Annotated in this window: 23 protein-coding genes; 6 read left to right on the forward strand and 17 right to left on the reverse strand. The window is 67.0% G+C overall.

The annotated features are described in order from the left end of the window. Window positions 1-635: 635 nt before the first annotated feature. The 3 genes from J6U32_RS21255 to J6U32_RS21265 form a co-directional block, all read right to left on the reverse strand. Window positions 636-1,490 (reverse strand): TIGR02569 family protein, encoded by an 855-nt coding sequence (locus J6U32_RS21255; protein WP_208792024.1) that lies wholly within the window; start codon window positions 1,488-1,490, stop codon window positions 636-638. A gap of 64 nt (window positions 1,491-1,554) precedes the next feature. Continuing rightward, window positions 1,555-2,730 carry an adenylyltransferase/sulfurtransferase MoeZ gene (moeZ, locus tag J6U32_RS21260; protein WP_244332254.1) on the reverse strand — a complete coding sequence of 392 codons (1,176 nt, stop codon included), beginning with the start codon at window positions 2,728-2,730 and terminating at the stop codon, window positions 1,555-1,557. Between the two features lie 88 nt (window positions 2,731-2,818). After that, a complete protein-coding gene (locus tag J6U32_RS21265) occupies window positions 2,819-3,766 on the reverse strand; it encodes a DUF3152 domain-containing protein (RefSeq protein ID WP_208796260.1) in 948 nt (315 codons plus the stop codon). 398 nt (window positions 3,767-4,164) lie between these two features. Between J6U32_RS21265 and J6U32_RS21270 the strand changes: the two genes are divergently transcribed. Further along, window positions 4,165-4,857, forward strand: a complete 693-nt coding sequence (locus J6U32_RS21270) for a TetR/AcrR family transcriptional regulator (RefSeq protein WP_208792025.1) — start codon at window positions 4,165-4,167, stop codon at window positions 4,855-4,857. Between the two features lie 76 nt (window positions 4,858-4,933). Here the strand turns inward: J6U32_RS21270 and J6U32_RS21275 are convergent, their stop codons facing one another. Together J6U32_RS21275 and J6U32_RS21280 are read right to left on the reverse strand one after the other, a co-directional pair. Next, a complete protein-coding gene (locus tag J6U32_RS21275) occupies window positions 4,934-5,164 on the reverse strand; it encodes a DUF3107 domain-containing protein (protein ID WP_123929171.1) in 231 nt (76 codons plus the stop codon). Window positions 5,165-5,319: 155 nt separating this feature from the next. Further along, the gene (locus J6U32_RS21280; protein WP_208792026.1) at window positions 5,320-6,009 is read right to left on the reverse strand and encodes a ferritin-like fold-containing protein; all 690 of its coding nucleotides are present in this window, start codon (window positions 6,007-6,009) and stop codon (window positions 5,320-5,322) included. A 377-nt stretch (window positions 6,010-6,386) separates the two neighbouring features. Between J6U32_RS21280 and J6U32_RS21285 the strand changes: the two genes are divergently transcribed. Further along, entirely contained in the window at window positions 6,387-8,045 is a 1,659-nt protein-coding gene (locus tag J6U32_RS21285) for a DEAD/DEAH box helicase (RefSeq protein ID WP_208792027.1), read from the forward strand. 125 nt (window positions 8,046-8,170) lie between these two features. Next, entirely contained in the window at window positions 8,171-9,394 is a 1,224-nt protein-coding gene (locus J6U32_RS21290; protein ID WP_244332256.1) for an Rv3212 family protein, read from the forward strand. Between the two features lie 50 nt (window positions 9,395-9,444). On the opposite strand, the gene J6U32_RS21295 is transcribed toward J6U32_RS21290, so the two are convergent. Both J6U32_RS21295 and J6U32_RS21300 read right to left on the reverse strand, forming a co-directional pair. Further along, window positions 9,445-10,236 carry a ParA family protein gene (locus J6U32_RS21295; RefSeq protein WP_006368657.1) on the reverse strand — a complete coding sequence of 264 codons (792 nt, stop codon included), beginning with the start codon at window positions 10,234-10,236 and terminating at the stop codon, window positions 9,445-9,447. Window positions 10,237-10,343: 107 nt separating this feature from the next. Beyond that, window positions 10,344-10,823: a hypothetical protein gene (locus tag J6U32_RS21300; protein ID WP_208792028.1), complete on the reverse strand. Its 480-nt coding sequence runs from the start codon at window positions 10,821-10,823 to the stop codon at window positions 10,344-10,346. 183 nt (window positions 10,824-11,006) lie between these two features. On the opposite strand from J6U32_RS21300, the gene J6U32_RS21305 reads away from it, so the two are divergent. Together J6U32_RS21305 and J6U32_RS21310 are read left to right on the forward strand one after the other, a co-directional pair. Continuing rightward, window positions 11,007-11,954 carry a diacylglycerol/lipid kinase family protein gene (locus tag J6U32_RS21305; RefSeq protein ID WP_208792029.1) on the forward strand — a complete coding sequence of 316 codons (948 nt, stop codon included), beginning with the start codon at window positions 11,007-11,009 and terminating at the stop codon, window positions 11,952-11,954. 473 nt (window positions 11,955-12,427) lie between these two features. Next, entirely contained in the window at window positions 12,428-12,682 is a 255-nt protein-coding gene (locus tag J6U32_RS21310; RefSeq protein ID WP_006330074.1) for a WhiB family transcriptional regulator, read from the forward strand. 96 nt (window positions 12,683-12,778) lie between these two features. Here J6U32_RS21310 and J6U32_RS21315 read toward each other — a convergent pair whose 3' ends face one another. From J6U32_RS21315 to J6U32_RS21360, 10 genes are all read right to left on the reverse strand, one after another. Continuing rightward, on the reverse strand, window positions 12,779-14,305 hold the full coding sequence (locus J6U32_RS21315; protein ID WP_208792030.1) for a sensor histidine kinase: 1,527 nt from the start codon (window positions 14,303-14,305) through the stop codon (window positions 12,779-12,781). Window positions 14,306-14,341: 36 nt separating this feature from the next. Continuing rightward, on the reverse strand, window positions 14,342-14,563 hold the full coding sequence (locus J6U32_RS21320) for a biotin/lipoyl-binding carrier protein (protein WP_208792031.1): 222 nt from the start codon (window positions 14,561-14,563) through the stop codon (window positions 14,342-14,344). 136 nt (window positions 14,564-14,699) lie between these two features. Then, complete coding sequence (locus J6U32_RS27905; RefSeq protein WP_369758845.1) at window positions 14,700-14,774, reverse strand: 50S ribosomal protein bL37; 75 nt, start codon at window positions 14,772-14,774, stop codon at window positions 14,700-14,702. A gap of 94 nt (window positions 14,775-14,868) precedes the next feature. Further along, window positions 14,869-15,180 carry a mycothiol system anti-sigma-R factor gene (gene rsrA / locus J6U32_RS21325; RefSeq protein WP_208792032.1) on the reverse strand — a complete coding sequence of 104 codons (312 nt, stop codon included), beginning with the start codon at window positions 15,178-15,180 and terminating at the stop codon, window positions 14,869-14,871. Continuing rightward, window positions 15,177-16,049 carry a sigma-70 family RNA polymerase sigma factor gene (locus J6U32_RS21330; RefSeq protein WP_208792033.1) on the reverse strand — a complete coding sequence of 291 codons (873 nt, stop codon included), beginning with the start codon at window positions 16,047-16,049 and terminating at the stop codon, window positions 15,177-15,179. The genes rsrA and J6U32_RS21330 overlap by 4 nt, the downstream gene beginning before the upstream one ends. A 277-nt stretch (window positions 16,050-16,326) precedes the next feature. Further along, entirely contained in the window at window positions 16,327-17,412 is a 1,086-nt protein-coding gene (locus tag J6U32_RS27550) for an AraC family transcriptional regulator (protein ID WP_244332258.1), read from the reverse strand. A gap of 4 nt (window positions 17,413-17,416) precedes the next feature. After that, complete coding sequence (locus J6U32_RS21345; protein ID WP_244332260.1) at window positions 17,417-18,115, reverse strand: hypothetical protein; 699 nt, start codon at window positions 18,113-18,115, stop codon at window positions 17,417-17,419. Next, a complete protein-coding gene (locus J6U32_RS21350) occupies window positions 18,115-19,524 on the reverse strand; it encodes a glutamate decarboxylase (RefSeq protein WP_208792034.1) in 1,410 nt (469 codons plus the stop codon). The genes J6U32_RS21345 and J6U32_RS21350 overlap by 1 nt, the downstream gene beginning before the upstream one ends. Window positions 19,525-19,603: 79 nt before the next feature. Further along, window positions 19,604-21,565 carry a YhgE/Pip domain-containing protein gene (locus tag J6U32_RS21355; protein ID WP_208792035.1) on the reverse strand — a complete coding sequence of 654 codons (1,962 nt, stop codon included), beginning with the start codon at window positions 21,563-21,565 and terminating at the stop codon, window positions 19,604-19,606. 3 nt (window positions 21,566-21,568) lie between these two features. Then, on the reverse strand, window positions 21,569-22,309 hold the full coding sequence (locus tag J6U32_RS21360) for an ATP-binding cassette domain-containing protein (RefSeq protein ID WP_208796263.1): 741 nt from the start codon (window positions 22,307-22,309) through the stop codon (window positions 21,569-21,571). A gap of 822 nt (window positions 22,310-23,131) precedes the next feature. On the opposite strand from J6U32_RS21360, the gene J6U32_RS21365 reads away from it, so the two are divergent. Then, entirely contained in the window at window positions 23,132-24,166 is a 1,035-nt protein-coding gene (locus J6U32_RS21365) for a linear amide C-N hydrolase (protein WP_208792036.1), read from the forward strand. Window positions 24,167-24,217: the final 51 nt, after the last annotated feature.

Here is a 24,217-nt window from a genome sequence, read left to right on the forward strand (position 1 = left end):
TCGACCACCGGGATGGGACGGCCATCGGGCACGAAACCCGGGGTGGGAACGCCCCCCGATGGTCGAGGTGTGAGCCGCGTGCGGCGAGCCTCGAGACCACCTGAGCCGACGCTGGATTCGAACCACCGTGCACCGGAAACCCATCGGCACAAGCGGTCTCGAGGCTCGTCGCTAGCGCTCCTCGGCACCTCGACCACCGAGATGGGACGGCCATCGGGCACGAAACCCGGGGTGGGAACGCCCCCCGATGGTCGAGGTGTGAGCCGCGTGCGGCGAGCCTCGAGACCACCTGAGCCGACGCTGGATTCGAACCACCGTGCACCGGAAACCCATCGGCACGAGCGGTCTCGAGGCTCGTCGCTAGCGCTCCTCGGCACCTCGACCACCGGGATAGGAAAGGCCGTCGGGTGGGATGGAGCGTCGGGTGGGAAGGGTCGCCGGGCGGGAAGGGCGGAGCATCCTTCGAATCATCGCCTTCCCCCGATGGTCGAGGTGCGAGCGGCGCGCGGCGAGCCTCGAGACCGCTTGCAGCAGTGCGGGAACCGAACCACCGTGGACCGGAAGCCGCTCAGCACAAGGGGTCTCGAGGCTCGTCGCAGGCGCTCCTCGGCACCTCGACCACCGGGATGGGACGACTACACCATCAGCCGGACGATGTCGACGACGCGCTTGAGCCCCGGTAACGCACCGGCGGTCGATCGCGGATGCAGGGCGTGGACCGCCAGGCGGAAGATTGTGGCGCGCAACATCATCTGTGGCCACTCCGGCTCGTCGGACCAGCGCTGTACGAGGTCGTCGTCAGCGCCGCCCCAGGCCAGCGAATCCACGACCACTACCGCCGCCGCCCACGACGCTGGCCGCCAGTAGGGCACGATGTCGGTGATGCCGGGCGCAGCCGCACCGGCGAAGAGCACCGTGCCGAACAGGTCACCGTGCACCACCTGGCTCGGCAGGTCGACGTTCTTGCGCAGAGTCGCAAGCGTTTTGAGGATCTCGATGCTCTCCTGGCCATCCGGTGAGGTCGGCTCGGCCATTCCGGCGGCACGCGCCGAGCGCATCGGGGTGTCCTCCCATGCGGCGCGATCGGCAGCGGCGAAGACGTCGACGTCGGTGTGGGGCGGCGCAGGCTGCTGGAGCAGGAATCGTGGTCGCTCGAGTCCGGCGATGGCCTCGTGCAGTCGTTCGGCCACCGACACCACCTCGTCGTGGCGGGGTTCGGGGACGCCGGCGATGTAGGTATCCGCACGCCATCCGGAGACGACGTACCGACCGTCGGTGGCCCGGAACGGTCGCGCGATTCGCAAACCCTCGACGTAGAGGTTCTCGCGGACCGAGGCCGACCACGCCGCGCGCGCGTGGTCGGGCACCAGCGACAGCACGACCTCCCCGACACGCCACCCGCCGACCCAGCGCTCGCCCATGGCGATGGGCGGGTGGGCGGTCAGCCCGAACGTGTTGAGCACGTGCTCGGGGGGCTCGACGGTATTCACGTCTGCAGAGATTACCGAGATGGCGCCCCGAAGCCGCGCAGCGACGCGGCTACGAGGTGCCGCGTCAATAGACCGGCAGTTCCTTGTCGACCTGACTGGCCCATGCGGTGATGCCACCCTGCAGGTGCGTGGCGTCGGCGAATCCGGCCCGCTTGAGCGCGGCGAGCGCCTCCGCCGACCGGATTCCGGTCTTGCAGTACAGCACCGTCGGCCGGTCCTGTGGGATCTGGGCCAGTGCGGCACCGGACAGGATCTGATCCTTGGGCACCAAGGTCGCGCCGTCGATGTGCACGATGTCCCACTCGACCGGCTCGCGCACGTCGACCAGCGCCAGTTTCTCACCGGCGTCGATCTTCTCCTTGAGTTCGACGGCGGTCAGTGTCGAGCCCGCGGCAGCCTGGGCGGCCTCGTCGGACACGACACCGCAGAACGCCTCGTAGTCGATCAGACCGGTGATCTTCTCACCCTCGGGGTCCTTGCGAATCCGGATGGTGCGGTAGGTCATGTCGAGAGCGTCGTACACCATCAGCCTGCCCAGCAGCGGCTCACCGATGCCGCAGATCAGCTTGATCGCCTCGGTGCCCATGATGGAACCGATCGAGGCGCACAGGATGCCGAGCACCCCGCCTTCGGCGCACGAGGGCACCATGCCCGGTGGCGGCGCCTGCGGGTAGAGATCGCGGTAGTTGATGCCGCGACCGTCCGGGGCGTCCTCCCAGAACACCGAGGCCTGTCCCTCGAAACGGTAGATCGATCCCCACACGTACGGCTTGTGTGCGAGCACCGCGGCGTCGTTCACCAGATATCGGGTCGCGAAGTTGTCGGTGCCGTCGAGGATGAGGTCGTAGCCGGAGAACAGCTCGATGGCACCCTCGGGCTCGAGGCGCTGATCGTGGATGTTGACGGTGACGAACGGGTTGATCTCGAGGATCGAATCGCGCGCGCTCTCGGCCTTGGGCCGACCGACGTCGGACTGGCCGTGGATGACCTGGCGCTGCAGATTGGACTCGTCGACGACGTCGAACTCGACGATGCCGATCGTTCCGACGCCGGCGGCGGCGAGATAGAGCAGCGTCGGCGACCCGAGCCCGCCGGCACCGATGACGAGCACCTTGGCGTTCTTGAGTCGTTTCTGCCCGTCCATCCCGACGTCGGGGATGATCAGGTGCCTGCTGTAGCGCGCGACCTCGTCGTTGGAGAGTTCGGCCGCTGGTTCCACCAGCGGGGGCAAGGATGACACGGCAGGCCTCCCGAGTATGCGAGTCGGACGGGTGAACTGAGTCGAACAACGACCCGGCGCACCTCGTCATTCCCGCAAGTGCAACGGCTCAGCCGGCGCTCGTCCGATCGGGGAAGGGCCACGGGTTGGGTTTGCAGACCAGCGCCGGGTTGGCGCGGATGTCCGGATCGAGCGCCATGATCTCCGAGTTGGACACCCCGAAGGACTGCTGCATCATGATCGGCGCCGGCGCTCCGTTGGCCGGGCACGGGACGTGATGCTCATACCCGATGCCGTGACCGACCTCGTGGTTCACCAGGTATTGCCGGTAGGCGACGTCGTCGCCCTCGTAGGACTGCGCGCCGCGAATCCAGCGCGCCTCGTTGAGGGTGACCCGTTCCTGTGGCGGATAGAAGCACGAGGTCTCCAGTTTGATCTGGTACCCGCAGAGTTCGCGCGTGGTGTTCGTCGACGTCAGGGACAACCGCAGGTCCGGGTTGCCGCGATCGATCCGACGGAACGACACCTTGCCGTCACCGATCCAGCTCTTGTCGTTGGCCAGCGTGGCGTCGACCATCTTCGCGAACGCCTGATCGCCACCGTATTCGGCCGGGATCAGACCGTTCTCGACCTCGACGGTGTAGGTGTACACCTGCCCGCCACGACCGACCTGCGGTGTCGTGCCCGGAACCACGCGAAAGGTCTTGCGCCCCACCGTGGTGAAGCCACCTCCGCCCGGCAGCGCCCCCGCGGGCAGTTGCGCGGGCGCGATCTCTCCGGTGGGTGCACCGATCGGCCGGGTCTCCTTGGTGACCTCGGCGTTGCGGGCCGACGAGTCCGGGCCGACCGGCGCGCCGGCGTTGGTCGTGTTGTCGTCACGAATCGTGTAGACGAGCAGCACGATGGTCAGGACCACCAGAACCGGGATCGCATAGGCACGCCACCCGTAGGTCGCCACGAATCGACCGATCGCACTCTGCTTCTTGCGCGGTGGCGCGCTGTCACGGTCCGAGCGTGGCCGGCCGTTGTCGTCGGTCGGGTCCCAGCGGGCTCGCAGCGGCTGATCCGGGAGCGGACGCCGACGGGTGGTCGTCGCAGACCGAGGCGCGGCTGCCGAAGACGGGGCGGTGCGTGGCGGCGTCTGGTCCGTGCGGTTCTCGCCTGTCCCCGTTGGCGTCTGGGCTGCCTCAAACGATCCGCCGGAAGCGAACGATCCACCGGGCACCTGGTCGGCGGCGTGTGGTGACCGCGGATCGGCATCGCGCGCACGGGGCCGCCCCGTCCGGCGCTCCGCGCTCCCCGTCCCCGACGCATCATCTGTGCGGCTCACGGTTCACACCCTCTCACAGAACCGACCAATACCACGTGCGACATCACACGTCCTCATCGAAGGCTGTGAATTCACTTGTGCGATCCACGCGGTTTGTGGGTCACGAGTCCGAGTACCCTCTAACCATGTCAACGGCGGCTAATGTCTCCTCCGGGCGCAACGGGACCCGTCTACCCCGCAGTGCACGGCGCTTGCAGTTGCTCGAGGCCGCAAGCGAGATCTTCGTCGAGCGCGGCTATCACTCGGCGGGCATGGACGAGATCGCAATTCACGCCGGCGTCAGCAAACCAGTCCTCTACCAACACTTCCCGTCGAAGCTCGACCTCTACATCGCGGTGGTCGATTCGCACGCGGAGAAGCTGGTCGTTGACGTGAACAACGCGTTGCTCACCACCACCGACAATCGCCGGCGCGTACGGGCGGCAGTGCAGGCGTTCTTCGACTTCATCGACTCCGACAATTCCGGATATCGGTTGATCTTCGCCTCCGACGTGATGGACCCGGCGGTCATCCGGCGTACCGAGGGCGCCACCGAGGCGTGTGTGGACGCCGTGTACGGGCTGGTCATGCAGGATTCCGGACTCGACCCCTACCGCTCGCGCATGCTGGCGGCCGGACTCGTCGGAGCGAGCCAGGTCAACGCCCGCTATTGGCTCGAGGCTCGCCGGCCGATCGACAAGCAGACCGCGGTGGACACCACCGTCGCCTTGCTGTGGGGCGGGCTGTCCCATGTGCCGCGCCAGGTCGAGATCGACGCCGCGGCGTCTGCCCTTGCCGCCGCCGACACCGCCGCCGAGTCGCCCACCGACGCCGAGTAGTCGGCCGGTTGAGACGAGAGAACGCACCGAGCCGATCTGCTCGATGCGTTCTTCTCGGGTTGTACCGGGTAATCGATCAGGAACCGAAGCCGACCCGTCGGTTCTCCGCGGCGCCGACCTCGACGTAGGCGATCTTGGCGGCGGGCACCAGATAGCGGGCACCGCGTTCGTCGGTGAGCGAGAGCAGCGGCTCCTTGCCGGTCAGCACGGCTTCGACAGCCGCGAACGCCTTGTCGCTCTCCAGCGGAGACTGGATCGACAGTTCGCGAGGGCTGTCGGTGATACCGATCTTCACTTCAATGGTCATGGCCACCCTTCTGTGTGGAAACCTCGTGCGTCCACGCCGACGGACGAGACGCCGAGTGCCTGCCGCACAAGGCTAGTCCAGCGATCACCGTGACCCACACCGGCTCCGCTCACAGCGAAAAGCCACATTCACCGGCACACGATCTCCGAGTCCGATCAGCCCAGCCCCATGTCGGACATCCGCTCGGCGTGCCGTGCGGTGATCGAGTCGAAGAAGTCGGCGACGCCGTTGAGGGAGGTGGCCCCCGAGAACAGCAGGTCGGTCACGCCCTCCTCGGCCGCGAGTACCCACTGGGCGTGGGTGACGGCCTCCCCGAGCAGTCGTCGGCCCCACAGGGTCAGCGGCGAGCGCAGCGCCGGGTCGGCGGCGATCGCCGCCTTGACCTGCTCACGGGCGAACTGGGAGTTCCCGGTTTCGGCCATCACCTGGGCCACCACCTGCTGGGCGACCGGCGGCATCATCTCGGAGAGTTCGGTGTAGAAGTCGGCGGCCAGCCCGTCGCCGACGTAGGCCTTCACCAGGGCCTCGAGCCAGGTCCGTGGGGTGGTCGCCCGGTGGTACTGGTCGAAGACGGCGCGATAGCGCTCGATCGACTCGGCGGGATCGAGTCCGCGGCGTGACACCTGCTCGGCGAGCAGTTCGAAGTGCGCGATCTCCGACGCCGCCATCCGCGCGATCGCGATCCCGCTGGGAATGTCGGGGGCCATCGAGGATTCGTCGATCAGCCGGTAGAACGCGGCGTACTCGCCGGCGAGGAGCACCGCGAAGAGCTTGCCGACGGCCCTGTCCTCCTCGTCGTCGAGGGTTGCCGGGAGCGGTTCGGGCGAGGCGGTGGGCGACGACATGCCCCGATGGTAACGGTCGCGCCTGCAGGCGGCCGGTGAGCACCACGTACACTCGTGAACGGTGTGGTCGGCGAACGCCGGTCGTCCATGCACGTGGAGGCAGCCTTCCGGCGCCCTGCGCGCGTGCGACGCCGAGGGGTTCTCACACTCGGGAGCCCGTCGGAATCCCCGTCGGAGTCCACCGACTCCTCGCAGACCACCCGGACATTGCGCGCGCACTGCCGAGCCCACCCGCTCGCCCGACGCGACCATGGCGGTCGCGCGGCGAACGCGAACCACCGGGAGTCCCGAGAACCACTCGACCCGGTGCCACTCGCAGGATTCGTGGAGCCTTTCGTGCGCGCTCGAGCGACACATGAAAGGCGCACGCACAACCCATGACTACTCCCGAACTCCAGACCGACGAGGTCCAGACGACCATCGTCGATGAGGAGCACACCTCGCCGACCTTCGCCGACCTCGGCGTCGACGAGCACATCGTGTCGGCCCTCGCCGACGACGGCAAGACCCGAACCTTCGCCATCCAGGAACTGACCTTGCCGCTCGCCCTCGGCGGTAGCGATCTGATCGGTCAGGCCCGTACCGGCATGGGCAAGACCCTCGGTTTCGGCGTTCCGCTGCTGCATCGTCTGGTCCACCCCGAGCAGTCGGGCGTGCGACCCCTGGACAATACCCCGCGCGCGCTGGTGATCGTGCCGACCCGCGAGTTGTGCCTGCAGGTGACCGGCGATCTGGAGGTGGCCGCCAAGAAGCTGGTCGTCACCCTGCCGAGCCCTGATCCGGTCGAGGGCGACGACGCGCCCGCCGCGAAGCCTCGCCGGCGGCCGCTGAAGATCACCTCGATCTACGGTGGACGCCCGTACGAGTCGCAGATCGCGGATCTGCGTGCCGGCGTCGACGTGGTCGTCGGTACCCCCGGTCGTCTGCTCGACCTCGCCCAGCAGGGACACCTCATCCTCGGCAAGGTCGCGGTCCTGGTGCTCGACGAGGCCGACGAGATGCTGGATCTGGGCTTCCTGCCCGACATCGAACGCATCATGGCCACGCTGCCCGACCAGAAGCAGACCATGTTGTTCTCGGCGACGATGCCGGGCCCGATCGTCACCCTCGCGCGCACGTTCTTGAAGCAGCCCACCCACATCCGCGCCGAGCACGCCAACGACTCCGCCGTCCACGAGCGGACCACACAGTACGTCTACCGCGCGCACGCGCTGGACAAGGCCGAACTCGTCGCACGCATCCTGCAGGCCGAGGGGCGTGGCGCGACGATGATCTTCACGCGCACCAAGCGGACAGCGCAGAAGGTTGCCGACGACCTCGCCGAACGCGGGTTCTCCGTCGGTGCGGTCCACGGTGACCTCGGCCAGGTGGCCCGCGAGAAGGCGTTGAAGAAGTTCCGTACCGGCGAGATCGACGTACTCGTCGCCACCGACGTCGCCGCGCGCGGCATCGACATCGACGACGTCACCCACGTCATCAACTACCAGTGCCCCGAGGACGACAAGACCTATGTGCACCGCATCGGCCGGACCGGCCGCGCCGGACGCACCGGGATCGCGGTCACCCTCGTCGACTGGGACGAGTTGCACCGGTGGGAACTGATCAACGCGGCGCTCCAACTCGGTGTCCCCGAACCGGCCGAGACCTACTCGACCTCCGAGCACCTGCTCAGCGAACTGTCCATCCCGGAGTCGGCGACCGGACGGATCACCGCCCCCCGACGTAGTTCGGCCGAGGGCGACGGCGAACGCGTCGAGCGACGCGAGCGTCGGGAACGACCCGCCCGCAGTTCACGCACGCGCCGCCGGACCCGTGGCGGCCAGACGGTCGACACGGACGGCGAACAGAACACCGGCGACGAGCCCACGACGACCGATACCGCCGGGAGCTCGGCGGACAGTACGGGCTCGGCCGACGCGGAGTCGGCCACCGAGACCGGTGACGCTCCCCGCAAGCGGCGTCGCCGGCGTGGCGGCGCCCGTCGACGCGGCGGGCAGAACGCGCCGGCCACCTCGGACAGCGGCGCCTCGGAGTAGAGTCCACCGGACCTGCCGACGCGCAGCCGCGACGAGGAGTATTCGAGATCAGCACGTCGACCCCATCCCGGAAGCCGCCGGCGCGGCGGGTGCGCCCGGAGCGACGCACCCGTGTCGACCTCCTGGTGAGCCTGTTCATCGTCATCGTGCTCGTGGTGGCGGGGGTGATCGTCTGGTGGATCAGTCCCGCGCGGACCACCGACAGCGTCCCGGCGCGCTCGACTCCCCCGACGGTCACACCGGCCACCGGGGTGCCCGAGGCCTTCGCGTCCCGGTGGTCTGCCGAGTCCGCGGCCACCGACGTGCCGGCGATCACCGCATCGACCATCGTGACCGCCGATGGCGGGACGGTTGCCGGGCACGACCCCTCCTCCGGCCGGGTCTTGTGGCGATACTCGCGTGACTCCGCACTCTGCACCGCCGCGGCCGCGTGGCCCGGCAGCGTCAACGAGGTGCTCGCGGTGTACCGCAATTCGCGTGGCTGCTCGGAGGTGACCGCGCTCGACGGTTCGACCGGTGTCCGCAAGGGCGCGCGCACCAGCGATGCCGACGACACGCTGCACCTGATCACCGACTCCGGCTACGTCCTGGCACAGGGTCCCGGCCGTCTGGAGACGTGGGGATCAAATATGGTGCGCGGCATCGAATACGGGCGCGTGACCGCACCGGTCAAGCCCGGCGTGCAGCCCGGCCGCACCGACTGCCACCTGTATTCGTCGGCGATCTCGGGCGATCGGGTCGCCGTCATCGAACGCTGTGCGGGCGATCCCGGATACCGGCTGACGGTGCTCGGTGCGCTACTCGACAGCAACGAGCAGGTCACCCAGTACGGGTCGTCACTCATCACCGATCGGGCGTCGGCCGACCCGCCGGCGCTGATCGCGATGAGCACCTCCGGGATCGCGGTCTACGACGGCGGCACCAACGGCAACGGACCCACGCCTGCCACCCCGAGGATCCGACTGTTCACCGCCGACGGCGCCGCGGGCGCGTCGAGCGAGGTCAAGGGCGCGCCGCGACCTCCGGCCGACAGTGTCGCGACGTTCTCGTCGGGGCTGATCACCTATTACACCGGCGAGGCCACCGTCGTCCTCGACGCGCAGTCACTGCGCCCGCGCTATCAGATCCCGGCCGCACTCGGTCCCGGTGAGGTGATGGCCGATCAGTTGTTGCTGCCGAGTCCGTCGGGGATCACCGTCCGCGATCCCGCCGACGGCGCCGACATCCGTACCATCACCCTGCCGCGACGCTCCGCGACGAACGGCGGGACGGTGATCCTGCGTGTTCTCGGCGATCTCGTCGTCGAGCAGCGTGGAGCACAGCTGGAAGTGTTCGGGCCCAAGGGCTGACGGTCGGGGCCGAGTGCCTGACGAGTCGGGCCTCGATGACCTGTGACGGATCAGGCGAGGTCGGCGGTGCGCACGTCGCCGCCGCCGTCCCAGTACTTCCAGAGGTTCTCCGCGAGTTCGCGATATGCGGTGGCGCCCTTGTTCTTTCGACCGCGCATCACCGACGCCCCGGAGGCCGACGCCTCGGCGAAGCGCACCGTACGCGGGATGGGCGGGTCGAGGACGGGCAGTCCGTAGCGGTCGGAGACGTCGGAGAGTACGTCGCGGCTGTGGGTGGTGCGCGCGTCGTAGAGGGTGGCCACCGCGCCGAGCATCGTCAGCCCGGGATTGGTGATCTGCTGGACCTCGGTGACGGTGCGCATCAGTTGCCCGACGCCCCGGTGTGCGAGCGTCTCGCACTGCAGGGGCACGATCACCTCGTCGGCGGCGGTGAGCCCGTTGAGGGTCAGCACACCCAGCGACGGCGGGCAGTCGATCAGGATCACGTCGAAATCCTCGGCCACCTCGGCCAACGCCCGTTTCAACGCATATTCCCGCCCGGGCCGCATCAGCAACAGCGCCTCGGCTCCGGCGAGGTCGATCGTCGCGGGCAGCAGCGTGACGTTGTCCTCGGTGTCGAGCAACACGTCGGCGATCTCCTCGTCGCCGAGCAGCACGTCGTGTACCGAGGACTGCACCTGGTCCGGATCGTGACCGAGTGAAAACGTAAGGCACCCTTGCGGATCCAAATCCACAACGAGAACCGACGAGTCCAGGTCCGCCAGCGCCGCCCCCAACGACGCGACGGTCGTGGTCTTGGCCACCCCACCCTTTTGGTTCGCAACCGCAAGCAAGCGCGTCATGGGTCCACTGTAAGGGTTTACCCAGGCAAATACTGTGCGCCGACCCGTACCCCAGCGCGACGCCCACCGCGGGCCATGGCGATGCCGGGTGCCACGACGATGCGAGGTTAATGTTTGCGCCCTCGTGGACGTCGCGTCGTGCGTTCGGCCCGCCGTGCGGGTGGAGGCGTCGGCTCGTCGAGCTCGAGATCCCCGGCCAGCCAGCGGATCGACGCCGGGGTGAACAAGCCCACCAAGGTGATGAGCGCGAGAACGGCCAGCGGGACCGCGAACAGCGGCTGATGACTGGTGAACAGGTAGTAGGACACCGGCAGCAGCAGGATCTGCGCGACCAGCGAGATGGCCCGGCCCCACCGGCGGCCGACGAGCAACGCCACCCCACCGGCGAGCACACCGCCGAAGATGATCGCGAGCCACAACGCGGTGCCGATACCGTTGAACGCGTCGTGCCGGTCCTCGGTCAGACCGCGCACCACGAGGACGACGGCGATGATCAGGGCCACCACTCCCTCGAGGGTCGTCAGCGCCCCCGCCACCCGAATGGCGGTCGGCGGGCGATCGGTGTCCGCCGGATCGCGGTGGGACATCGACGCGTCCGACTCGCCCGGTTCGGTGACTCGCGGCTGGTCATCGCCGGATCGCCGACCTCGTGGCCCACCCCCCGGCTCACTGCGTTTGCTCACCTGTCCAGGGTAAGCGGACCCGCCACGGGGCTCACAGCGCCCGCCCGGCCGACCGCGCCGGGCGCCGACCCCATATCCTCGGGTGTCGTGCGCGTCATGCTCATCGTCAATCCGTTCGCCACCGCGACCAGCCCCGCGGGCCGCGACGCTCTCGTCAACACCCTGAGCGCGCACTTCCCGGTCGACGTCGAGCACACCACCCACCGCGGACATGCAGGTGAACTCGGTGCGCGCGCGGTGGCCGAGAACTACGACGCGGTGATCGTGCACGGCGGCGACGGATCGGTCAACGAGACGGTCAACGGATTACTCGGCCCGCCCGGGGACGCCGCGCCGGCCCGCCTGCCCGCCCTGGCCGTGATCCCCGGCGGCAGCGCCAATGTGTTCTCCCGCACACTCGGTATCGATCCCGATCCGCTGCAGGCGACGCGTCAGATCATCGATCTGCTCGACCGCGACAGTCACCGACGAATCGGGCTGGGCCACTCGGCCGATCGATGGTTCCTGTTCAACGCGGGCATGGGGATGGACGCGATCATCGTGCACGCGATGGAGGACAAGCGCCACGCGGGCAAACCCGCCACCCCCGGCCGTTACCTGTGGACCACCATCGCCAGCTTCCTTCGAAATGCCGGTGGCACAGCCAGTTTCACGGTCACCGCAGCGGGTCACGACCCGAGGACCGGCGTGCGGTTCGCCTTCGTCTCCAACACCAGCCCCTGGACCTACCTCGGCCGCCGCGAGATCCGGATCAATCCGGGAACCGGATTCGACACCCGGCTCGGCGTCTTCGCCGCGACGTCGACCGGCGTACTGCGCAATCTTCCGCTCGCGACCCGCCTTCTCGCACAGCGCAATCCCAAAGCCCATCATCTCTTCCGCGACGACGACGTGGCCTGGGTCTCGTTCGCGGCAACCGAGCCGGTGGACGTGCAGATGGACGGCGACTACATCGGGGCCTACACCGACATCCGGTTCGATCACCGCCACGACGCGCTCGACGTGGTCGCACCCGCCGCGTCGACGGGGGCCTGACGCAACATCACCGAACGCAACATCCCTGACGCAACATCACCGTCATCGTGTCAACACCTGGCCGCAGCACGGCGGGGACCCTTGACAGAGCGGCCCGATCACTGTGACATGAACCGTTGCCACGTTCGCTTGGTGTTGCACGTCACCCGAGGATGTGACCAATCGGACGATCGAGAGCTAGCCGACCTGGGAAAACGCGTGACGCGACACGTGATCGAAGCGTAGGATAGATCATCGGAGTTCGAGCTGACGCACGGACCCCCTGCCATCGGGGGTCAGCCGAAGTGATATTGCGACAACAGTGATATTGCCCACGTGTTAACGGAACACCATTGACTTCGGCTGGATTCGTGAAAGTATTCACAAGCAACAGCGCGGAAACAATCGGTGCCTCCGCGTGAACGATCGGTTACAGCCAACACGAACCAACCAACGGTTATCGAGTGGTGCCCTGCGCACCTGAAGGAGAAGGAATGGACTGGCGTCACAAGGCAATCTGTCGCGACGAGGATCCGGAGCTGTTCTTCCCGGTGGGAACCAGCGGTCCGGCCATCGCCCAGGTCGCTGATGCGAAGCTCGTCTGCGCGCGGTGCCCGGTCACCGCCGAGTGCCTGTCGTGGGCTCTGGAATCGGGCCAGGATGCAGGCGTCTGGGGCGGCATGAGCGAGGACGAGCGTCGGGCACTCAAGCGGCGCACCGCACGCACCCGTACCCGTAGCAGCGTCTAGCGAACAGCGATCACGGCTGCCACTGTCCGGCGGCCCACAAGAGACCCGGCCTCGGCCGGGTTTTTTGTTGCCCGCCCACGCCGCGATCCCCGGCCCTCAGCGCGGTTCGCGGCGCAGCGGCACGACGAGGACAACCTCGGCTCCCGGCCCCTCGGGATTCGCCCCGGCGCGCACCTCGCCGCCGAGCTCGATCGACACCAGGGTCTGCACGATCCGCAGCCCCAGGCGATCCGAGGCCGCGAGGTCGAACCCGTCGGGTAGCCCCGAACCGTTGTCGCGCACCGCAATCCGGAGCCGACGCACGTCTCGGTCGGCCCGGATGTCGATGCGCGCATCGGTGCGCGACGGAGCGAATCCGTGCTCGATCGCGTTCTGGACGAGTTCGGTGAGAACCATCACCAGCGGCATCGCGAGATCCGAGGCGAGCACGCCGAGCCGGTCGCGGCGGCGCACCATCACCGGCTGCTCCCCCGAGGCGACATCGACGAGGGTGGGCACGAGACGGTCCACGGCCTCGTCGAGGTCGACCTCTTCATCGACGCTGCCGGAGAGCAATTCGTGGACGAGCGCGATGGAGGCCACACGTCGTACCGCCTCGGTGAGTGCGGTGCGCGCCTCGTCGTTGGTGGTGCGCCGCGCCTGCAGACGCAGCAACGCCGACACCGACTGCAGGTTGTTCTTGACGCGGTGATGGATCTCCCGGATCGTCGCGTCCTTGCTGATGAGGGCGAGGTCGCGCCGTTTGACCTCGGTGACGTCGCGGATCAGGACCACCGCCCCGGAGCTGACGCCGCGGGGACGCAGGGCAACAGCGCGGATGAGCACGGTGGCACTGCGGGCGTCGGCTTCCATCCGCATCCCGATGTCGCGGTAGGGGCCCGCGGGCGGATCGCTGATCCCACAGGCGGCGTCGATCATCACCGCGGCATCCTGCGACTCGAACGGATCGGTCAGCAGTGTCGCGGTCACCTCCGAGAGCCGGGCGCCACTGAGATCGGAGGTCCAGCCCATGCGGTGAAACGCCGACAGCGCGTTGGGACTGGAGTAGACGACCATGCCGCGGGCGTCGATGCGCACGAACCCGTCGCCGGCACGCGGGGTCGACAGCCCCTGCGGATTGCCCTCGTACTGCGGGAATGTGCCGTCGGCGACCATCTGGCACAGGTCATTGGCCGAATCCTGGTACGCCAGTTCGAGCGGCGAGGGCAGCCGCGGATGGGTCAGGTCGACCGCACGGGTCAGCACCCCGACGATCCGCTCGTCCCCGGACGGGTCGACGTAACGCACCGGCACCGTCTCGCGCCGGATGGCCATCGCGCCCAGCCACGTCGGGTCCTCGTCCCGCAGGATGCGGCCCTCGGCGAAGGCCCGTGCCACCTGCGGATGTACCGCCGGATCGACCACGGTGCCGACCTCGTCACTGGGGAAGACCGTCGAGGCGGTGTTCGGCCGGCATTGGGCGACGTTGACGATCTCGCCGGTGTCGGTGCGCACCGACAGGACGAAGTCGGCGAACGACAGGTCGGCCAACAACTGCCATTCGGCGACGAGCCGCTGCAGATGGCCGGCGGCACTGTCGGAAAGAGTGGTGTGCTCGGCGAGCAGATCGACCAGGGTGGACATCGGAGATCGGGCCTCAGTACGCCGGCACCGGGCCGGTCACGCTCGTTCGTAGACGGCGATGACGTCGCCGGCCTGGATGACGTCGCCCACCGCGACCTTGACCTCGGCGAGGGTGCCCGCGTCCTCGGCGAGCACCGGGATCTCCATCTTCATCGACTCCAGGAGCACCAGGGTGTCGCCGACCTCGACGTGCTGACCCGCCTGAACCAGCACCTCCATCACGCTCGCCACGATCTCTGCCACGACGTCCTCAGCCATGCCCATGAATCTAGGGCATGGGCGACCCCCGGGCCGAAAGCGCCCGAGACCGAGCAGGGCCCGGACACGAAAAAGCCCGGGCGGGAGCCGATCATATCGATCGGCGATCACCGCGCCGGGCGTTTCGCGTTCGCGCTCAGGCGTTGGGACGCTTGCCGTGGTTGGCTGCGTTCTTCTTCCGTGCGCGCTTCTTGCGTCCGCGCTTACCCATGACGGGCCTCCTTCATCCAGATGTGCTCAGCGATTGTCCCACGTGCGGCATCCGATCCGACAATCGCCCGTCCGGATCGCCCTGGCGGTGGGACCTAGTCACCGGTGGAGTAGCGCGTCTCGGTGACGATGACGGACCTGCGGATCTCGATCCGCAGCCGGTCCCGTAGACCGGCCGGCGCCCGCTCGCCACCGCATTTGCGGTTGATGAGCGCTTTGAGTTCACTCTCGATGCCGTAGTGCGCAAGACACGACGGGCAGTTGTCGAGGTGACCCTTGAGTCGGGCGCGCGCGTCCGGATCGCATTCGTTGTCCAGCAGCAACCAGACGTCGGCGATCACCGCCGAGCAGTCCAGCGAGCTGAATTCCGGATCGTCGTCGGCCGGTACCTGTGGTTGCTCACTCATCGGGCCACCTCGCTCGTCGTCGCCGAGCGGTTGAACCCGCGCTCGCGGGCGACGTCGGCCAGCAACTCACGCAGCTGGCGGCGTCCGCGGTGCAGGCGCGACATGACCGTTCCGATGGGTGTGTCCATGATCTCGGCGATCTCCTTGTACGGAAGTCCCTCGACGTCGGCGTAGTACACCGCCATCCGGAAGTCCTCGGGCAACGCCTGCAGCGCCGCCTTGATCTCGTCATCGGGGAGGGCGTCGAGCGCTTCGATCTCCGCCGACCGCAGACCCGTCGAGGTGTGCTCGGCGTTCGCGGCCAGCTGCCAGTCGGTGATCTCGTCGGTCGGGTATTGCGCAGGCTGCCGCTGCTTCTTGCGGTAGCCGTTGATGTAGGTGTTGGTCAGAATCCGGTACAGCCACGCCTTGAGGTTGGTGCCCTCGCGGAACGACGCGAATGCGGAGAACGCCTTCACGTAGGTTTCCTGCACGAGATCCTCGGCGTCGGCGGGGTTGCGGGTCATCCGCAGCGCTGCGCCGTACATCTGATCGAGCAGCGGCAATGCGTCGCGCTCGAAGCGCTCGGTGAGGTCCTGCGCGGATTCACCCGGGTCCGCGCGCCGCGGGGCCGCCGAACCCGGTCCGTCGGACGCTCCGGTCGTGGGGCTCGATCCATCTGAGGGGCTCGACGCTTCCGGACCGGCCCCCGGGGAGCTCTCGCGGCCGTCTGAATCGGGTTCGGTCACTGCGATCCCTTCGGTGGTGACGCCGGTGGACACCGTTGCCGGTGGCCCGATGATGTCGATCAAGTCTACCGATCCCGGGTCGGCCACCGGCGTCCGAGGTTCACTCGATCGGCGTCGGTCGAGCAGCATGTCCGCACTCACCTACCCACCTGCCTTTCTGCGCTGTCGAACCGCCGACACCGTCGTATCCGGGCGCGGGTTCTGGTTCACCCGCATGCCCGACACAAGTGTCCGGCTCGTTCGTCTGTCGTGGGCCGAGCGTCGTATCGACCATCGCGTCGATGGCATCGCGTCCGCCCCGGCCACTGCACTCAACAGGACCGACACCACAATTGTTCCGGCAGCATCACCGCACCCCGGCGTGCGGTGATGCGGTCGGCGGGCTATCGAGACGCGTGAGAGGCCCGCCGGCGTCGGGTCACGACGGTCCGCGATCGGCCGGTCCGCCACCGGCCACCGGCGGGACCTCCGTCACGTCCACCGGCTCGGTCCAGGCAGTGCGGAACTCGGCGGGTGTCATGCGGTACTGCGCCCGAAAGCGGTTGCGAAGTGTTGACACGGAGCCGAATCCGCATGCCGCGGCGACCATGTCCAGGCTCGGGTGCACCCGACGGAGCAGGAGTTCGCGGGCACGCACGAGCCGTCGCTCGGTGATCATCGTCGCGGGGGTCTCCTCGCTGTCGGCGAAGTGCCGATATAGCTGACGGCGGCTCATGTGGAGCGACCGGGCTATGGTCTCCGCGCAGAACTCGGGATCCTGGAAGTACTGCTCGACGAGCGCGCGCGTCGCCGCCCTGACGTTTTCCGAGTCGCCGCCGCTTTCCGAGTCGCCGCCGAGCTCCGAGTCGGACCGATCCTGGGTCAGCAAAGCCCGGACGAGGTCGATCGCGGCGAGCTCGGATCCGGGGTCGGTATCGGCGCCACCGGCTGCGATGTCACACGCGAAGGTACGGAGGAACGCGGCCGCCGCCCGCGCCAGCGGCGTGTCCGACTGCACCGGAGACATCGGCCGACGCGTCGGACCCGATTCGTTACCGAGCAGACGCACCGGAACCGCGATCCCGGCGATGTCGGAGATCCGCTGCGAGGTGCGCGAGTAGGGCTGATCGTTGTCGAAGATCAGCACACTGTCGCGCGAATCGTCGGTGACGGACCGGTCCCCCTGGAGAAAGCGACCGCCGTCGGGCACGGTCGTGGTGACCACGAGGTAGGGCGAGGGGTGGTCGCCGATGAGCTCCGCCGACCGCGACACGGTGCACGGGGTCCGCAAGATCACGAAGGCGTGCAGGTCGGTCAGCGGACGCCAGAAGACGATCTCGTCGAAGTCCTCGGCGACATCGGCGGCGACGTGTATGACCGGGGTCCGGTTGACCAGCCCCTCGCGCCCGGAGCTGCGGACATAGCTGATCGGATTGTTGCCCACCGGGTTGTCGGCCCCGATGCGTCGGCGCCACGCCTGAACCAGATTCGTCGGTAGACCCAGCCGGCGGATCTGGTGGCCCACGTGATCACCGAACTCGCTGTCGGGGCCCTCGAGCTCGCCACGCCGGCAGCACGATCAGCGAGGCGACGAAGAAGCAGACCGCTCCCACGAAGGTGCCGGTGTTGGCGAGCACGTCGTCGACGGTGGCACCGTTGGGCGTGATGTAGGCGCCGACCGCCGATACCCCGAAGGCGATGCAGCCCAACAGGTTCACCTGTCCCGCCCACCAATCGACGTCACCCGGATTCCAGATCGGGTTGCTGTGCGAATACGCGACGAGGACGAACGCCGCCGACAGGAGGAAGGCCACCGAACCGCCCGCATCCGGCGACCAGACCAGATGTTTCTGGGCGGCCAGGGTGTGGGCGGTGACCGCAGAGGTGGTGCTGACGTTGAACAGCACGGTGCCCAGGGATTGCGTGGCGGCGGCGAGCCATTCGGCCCGGACCATCCGACCGGGCGCGTAGTCGACCGCCACGCTGACCGGGCCGCTGTTGATCACCTGGATGAGTCCGGCGGCGGTGAAGAACCACGCGCCGATGAAATAACAGATGTTGGCGTTGGCGGCGCCCATCCAGATGCCCAGCCACGGCGCGGATCCGAGCGCGAACAGCGCCGAGCCGATCATGAAACCCCAACACTGTTTGGTCAGGGTCGGGACCAGTATCGCCTGCATGGCGCTCGGAGTCGCTGCGGCCGAACCACTCTCGGACGTGGAGCTCATCAGTGATGGAAGTGGGAGCCGGTTCCCTCGCGTGGCATCGGCGACTCCAGCTGATCCAGGAACGCGACCTCACTCTCCAGATCGGTCACCAACGCCGTCGCCAGATCGTGACTCAACCCCGCCCGCACCACGATCCGCTGCAGGGTCCAGTCGGCCAACCCGTCGGCCATCGGATACGCCGGCACCAGCCATCCCTTGAGCCGCAACCGATCCGACAGGTCGTACAGCGACCATTTGTCGGTGTAACCGTCCTTCAGTTTCCACGCGAAGACCGGAATCGTGTCCCCCTTGCTGACCAGCTCGAACGGCCCCATCTCGGCGATCGCCGACGACAGATACGTGGCCACGTCGATCGATCCCTGCTGGATCAACCGATAACCCTCGCGCCCCAGCCGCAGGAAGTTGTAGTACTGCAACAACACCTGCGCGCCCGGACGTGAGAAGTTCAGGGCCAGCGTCGGCATGTCACCACCGAGGTAGCTGCAGTGGAACACCATGCTCTCCGGCAAGGCCTCGGTGTCACGCCACACGATCCATCCCAAACCCGGATACACCAGCCCGTACTTGTGTCCCGAGGTGTTGATCGACACCACCCGCGAGACCCGGAAATCCCATTCCAGGTCCGGCTGACAGAACGGCGCCACCATCGCACCCGACGCACCGTCGACGTGGATCTTGACATCAAGCCCGGTGTTCTTCTCGATCTCGTCGAGCTTTGCCGAGATCTGTTGTACCGGTTCGTACAAGCCGTTGTAGGTCACGCCCAGGATCGCGACGACCCCGATGGTGTTCTCGTCGACGTACTTCTCCAATTCGTGCCCGTCGAACACGAAGTGCTCCTGCGAGACCGGCACCCAGCGGGGCTCGACCTCGAAATAGTTGAGGAATTTCTCCCAGCACACCTGCACCGCCGTCGACAACACCAGATTCGGCTTCTCGATCGACTTGCCCTCCGCCTTGCGCCGGGCCTGCCAGTGACGCTTGAGCGCGAGCCCGCCGAGCATCGCCGCCTCCGACGACCCGATCGTCGAGGTCCCAATCGACTTGTCGACATCCGGCACGTGCCAGAGATCGGCGATGATCTTCCAACACCGATCCTCGATCGCCGCGGTCTGCGGGTACTCGTCCTTGTCGATCATGTTCTTGTCGTAGGTTTCCGCATAGAGCTTGCGGGCCTCGTCATCCATCCACGTCGAGACGAACGTCGCCAGATTCAACCGCGCGTTCCCGTCGAGCATCGCCTCGTCGTGAACGATCTGATACGCCGTCTCGGGCAGACTCATACCCTCGGGGATGGCGAACTTCGGATACTCGGTGGCCTCACCGGGACGCACGAACACCGGGTTCACCGTCAACGAATCGTTGAGATTGGTGGTGGCGCGGGCATTGGTGTGCTTTCGCGTGGTCATGACTGATGTCCTTCCGACTGACGAGATGGGCGGTGATGAGTGCACGAATGATGGGGTCGGGGTCGTCGCCTCGTAAGGACTACACCTCCACCGGCGGATACAGCCGGTCCATGGTGTACTGCCTGTTGCGGCGCGCGGCCAGGGTCGAGACCGCCAGGAAGATCGCGGTCAGCACGAGTATGACCGCCAGGGACCCCCAGAATCTGTAGTCCACGTTCTCGGCGACGGTGAGTTGTCTCAGGCCCGTCACCGTGTAGGTCATGGGATCGACCCAGTGGATGTACTGGAAGGGTTTGGTCGTGGTCGGCACCGGATAGATCCCACCCGCCGAGGTGAGCATGACCATGAGAAAGGCCAGCGTCACCACTCTGCCGACCGCGAGACCGAACAACGCGTTGAACATCTGGATCATCGCGAGGAACATCGCGACCATCAGCAGCATGAACCCGAAGGTCGCCCACGGGTGCGACGGACGCAATCCCACCGCGAACACCACCACCAGGTAGAGGATGAGGGCTTGCAGGAATCCGACGAAGAACGTCGGGGCATACGACGCGAGCACCACCCGAAACGGGTTGATCCCCTGGGCGATCGGCCGGGCCTGCAGGGGTTTGAACAGCATCCAGGCGATGATGCTGCCGACGAACAACGCCAGGCCGAAGAAGAACGGGGTGAATCCCGTTCCGAAGGTCGACGCCTCGTTGAGGGTGGTCTCCTTCAACGCGACCGGCTGACCGAGCGCCTTCGCGAGTGCATCCTTCTGCGCCTGCGACCATTGGGGTACGGCCTTGATGCCCTCGTCGACGCCGGTCGCCAACTGTTGGGTACCTGCCGTGAGTTGTGTTGTGCCGGAGGCGAGTTGGTTGGCACCGTCGGACAGTTGCACCAGGCCGCTGCTCAACTGGTCGGCACCCGAGCTCAGCTCACCCGCCGCCGACCTCGCCGCCTGAATGTCGCTGGTGAGTGTTCCACTCTGCAGCAGACCCATCACGGTGCGCAGCGGGCTGTTGGGGTCGGACAGTTGTGCCGAGAGAAGGTTGGCGTCGCCACGAACCTGGGTGAGCTGATTGCTCGCCGTGGGCCCGAGGCCCTGATTCCCGAGGAAGTCCTGCACCGGCGCCAATGAACCGGCCAGTGCACGGACATTGGGGTCGAGGCTGGTGCGGAGTTGACCGATGACCGCGCCGAGCGCGTTGTAGGCCTGCGACTGGGTCTGTGCGGCCGCGTTCAGCTGGGTGGTCACCGCACCGGTGTTGGCCGCGAGCCGGGTCGCGGTGGCACTCAGCTCGGCCGGACTGAGCCCGGAACTTCCGTTGAGCGCGTTGAGGATCGGCGTGGTCGCCGAGTCGACGGCACTGTTCAGCTCACCGAGGCCGGCGGCCAGCTGTCCCGCGCCGTCCTTGGCGGTGACGAGATTGGTCGAGAGTTCGTGCGCCCCGGTGTTCGCCTGTTTCATCCCGGTGTTGAGCTGGTTCACCCCTGATTGCACCTGCGCGAGCTTGGGCATGAGTTTGGTGACTTCCTGCAAAACGATGTCGAAGGTCTGGGCGCCGACCTGGGCGCCCACCTGGTTCACCACCTGCTCGGCGGCGTCCTGCCCCATCACCGTCGCCAGATAGTTGGTGGCGTCGTTGTAGGTGAAGACGAGCTGCGCCGAACGCGCATTGCCGCTCGCGGGCGACGAGACGGCCTCGCTGAAGTCCTCGGGCAAGGTGATCGAGAAATAGTACTTGCCGCCGGCCACCCCGTCGGCCGCTTCCTGCGCCGAAACCTCGTGCAGGTCGAGCTGTTTGGAGTCGACGAGCCCCTGCACCACCTGGTCACCGGCCTTGAGTGGTTGACCTTGCACGGTGGCGCCCTGGTCGGAATTGACCAGGGCGACCGGGATCTTGTTGACCGCGTCGAACGGATTCCAGAACGCCCACAGGTACAGCGCCCCGTACATCAGCGGCATCAGGATGATGACGATGAGGGCGAGCCGAGGCATCCGCCCCCGGTAGTAACGCTTGAAATCGCTGCCAGGCGAGAAAGCGGCGAGCATCCTCTAGATCCGATCTTCTTGGTCGAGCTTGACGAATTCGTGGTCGGTGAGGTTGTGCACCTCGATGACATCGCGGAATCCCAGATCCGAGAAGCCGCCGTTGACGTCGGCGGTGACGACGGTCTGGTGCCGGCCCAGGTCGATCAGCCGCTGCAGCAGCATGTGGGAACTGTTGACCCGATTGAGTCGGTCGACTCCCCCCACCACCAGCAACTCCGGCCTGGCGACGTTGGCCACCGCGATGCGGAACAGCGCCGCGGTCAACTCGGGCAGTTCCTCGACGTAGGCGTCCATCGTCGGTAGCGCGTACGGGCCGAAGACCGGCCGACAGATCCTCTCGAGATCGTCGGCGTCGGCTTGCGGCACCCACTTGTACCAGGGCGCATGCCACCGGATGGTCTCGGTGAGGACGTCGCGGACCCGGATCGTCTGCTCGATGTCGTCGACCTCGTCGATATCGGCGATCGCCGCCCGGGCGAACAGGTGCTGGGCCTTGTTGGTGCGTCCGAAGGCCGTGAGATGACCGGAGGACGGCTTCATCCGGCCGGCCAGCGTCAGCATCAGCGCCGTGCGGCCTCGACCGCCCGAACCGACCAGCACGGTGACGCCGCCCCGCCGAACGGTCAGGGTGGTGGGTCCGTAGATGTGGCCCCATGATGCCCGGACCCCGATGTCCTCGGCGATCAGCAGCGCTTCACCGGCGTCGGACGGGTCTGTCCGTGTGCCGGTCCCGGCGACGGGGATCTGTTCGGTCGGTGCTCCGTCGGCATCGTTGTCGTCCGGTCCGAAGTCGGCTCTCGCCTCTGTCACGGCTACCTTTCTCCCGTGCCCACACGCACGTTGTTGTCCGTGGCGGCCCGCTTTTGTTCGCTGACCGAAGAATCCACCATCTCGACACTTCGCACGAATTCTCTGCACGCGGCCGTGAAACCAACGACGTCATCTAATCTCAGCGTTCGCCGATTCGCCAACAAACTTCCACTTCGCATCCGAGCGACAATCGTCTCGCGAGCAGCCCATCGATTCATCCGTTCGGACCAACGCGGCTCCCGGTACCGCGCTCGCGACCTCGCGAGATGCGGCTCTGCCGGGCTCGGGGCGAGCACTTTATCATCGGTATCGCCGCATTGTGGAGAAATCTTGGTGAATGCCGCCTCGGCCCGCGCCGATCATCGGTGTCGGCGGTGCACGAATTGTGACACAGATTTGTTGCCCATCTGTCCCGAATCCGATGTCTCGACCTCCGCTAGGGTGACGACGACAAGATCGGCTATCAGTCAGCATGATTCGGCGTCACCGGGGTGATCGGAGTCGGCCCACGAGCGCCGCGGGCACCACATTCGAGGTGCGACATGGCCCGATTTGGGACATGATGCCGACGAATCTGCGACAGTTCTCGGCATAACCCAAAGAATCGAGCCGGACACGACGTGGCGACCTATCGGTACCGGGATAATCGGAGTCCGGGGTCGCGCACTTTTCACGGTCGCCCGAAAAGAATTCACCCCTGCAGCAGGACCACCACGCGTGCACCAGGCGCACGCCCTCGAGAAAGCGGACCCAACAATGTGCACTCGCGTGATCTGGCCGGATGCCAACGGCTCGGTTGTCGTCGGTCGTAACATGGATTTCCACAAAGACCTCATGACGAACCTGTGGAAGCAACCCCGGGGAGTGCAGCGCGACGACGGGGTCAAGGGAGAACTCACCTGGACCTCGAAATACGGCAGCGTCATCGCCACCGCGTTCGACATCATCTCCGTCGACGGACTCAACGAGGCGGGCCTCGGCGGACACGTCCTGTGGCTGGCCGAGTCGACCTACGGACAACTCGACGAGTCCCGCCCGGCGTTGAGTCAGGCGATCTGGCTGCAGTACTTCCTCGACAATTTCGCCACCGTCGCCGAGGCGGTCGCCTGGATCGACGAGACGTCGGTGCAGGTCATCCAGATGCCCGATCCGACCGGTGGCAATCCGCCCACCATCCACCTCGCGTTGGACGACGCCACCGGCGACTCGGCGATCATCGAGTACATCGACGGTCGCGCGCAGGTCTATCACAGCGCCGATTACCACGTGATGACCAATTCCCCGACCTACGACCAACAGCTGACGCTGCTCACGCGCTGGGAGGGGCTCGGTGGCGATCAGCCGCTGCCCGGTGACACCGAGGCCGAGCACCGCTTCGCCCGCGCGGCCTACTACGCGAAGCGACTGCCGCAGCCGAGTACCCAGCTCGAATCGATCGCGAGCATGTTCAGCGTGATACGCAATGCCGCCCAGCCGTTCCGGATCCCCGACCCCGGCAAGCCGGATGCGTCGCAGACGATCTGGCAGGTCGTGCTCGACCTGACCAACAAGCGGTACGTGTACGAGTCCACCACCCGACCCAACGTGGTGTGGGTCGACCTCGCCGATCTCGACTTCTCCGAGGGCAGCGGACAACTCAAGCTCGACCTGCTGAGCAAACTGTCCCTCGAGGGCGGGATCGCGGGCAACGTGGCTTCGGACTTCGCCGACGACGGACCGATGACCTTCCTGTCCTTCGCACTCCTCGAACAGCTCGAGAAAGCCCAGGGCGCGAGCGCCACCAAATCCTGAGCGCGAGCGCCACGAAGCCCTGAGCGCGAGCGCCGCCAGGTCCTGAGCGTC

Origin of the sequence: Gordonia polyisoprenivorans (assembly GCF_017654315.1) — a bacterium.
GTDB lineage: Bacteria > Actinomycetota > Actinomycetes > Mycobacteriales > Mycobacteriaceae > Gordonia > Gordonia polyisoprenivorans_A.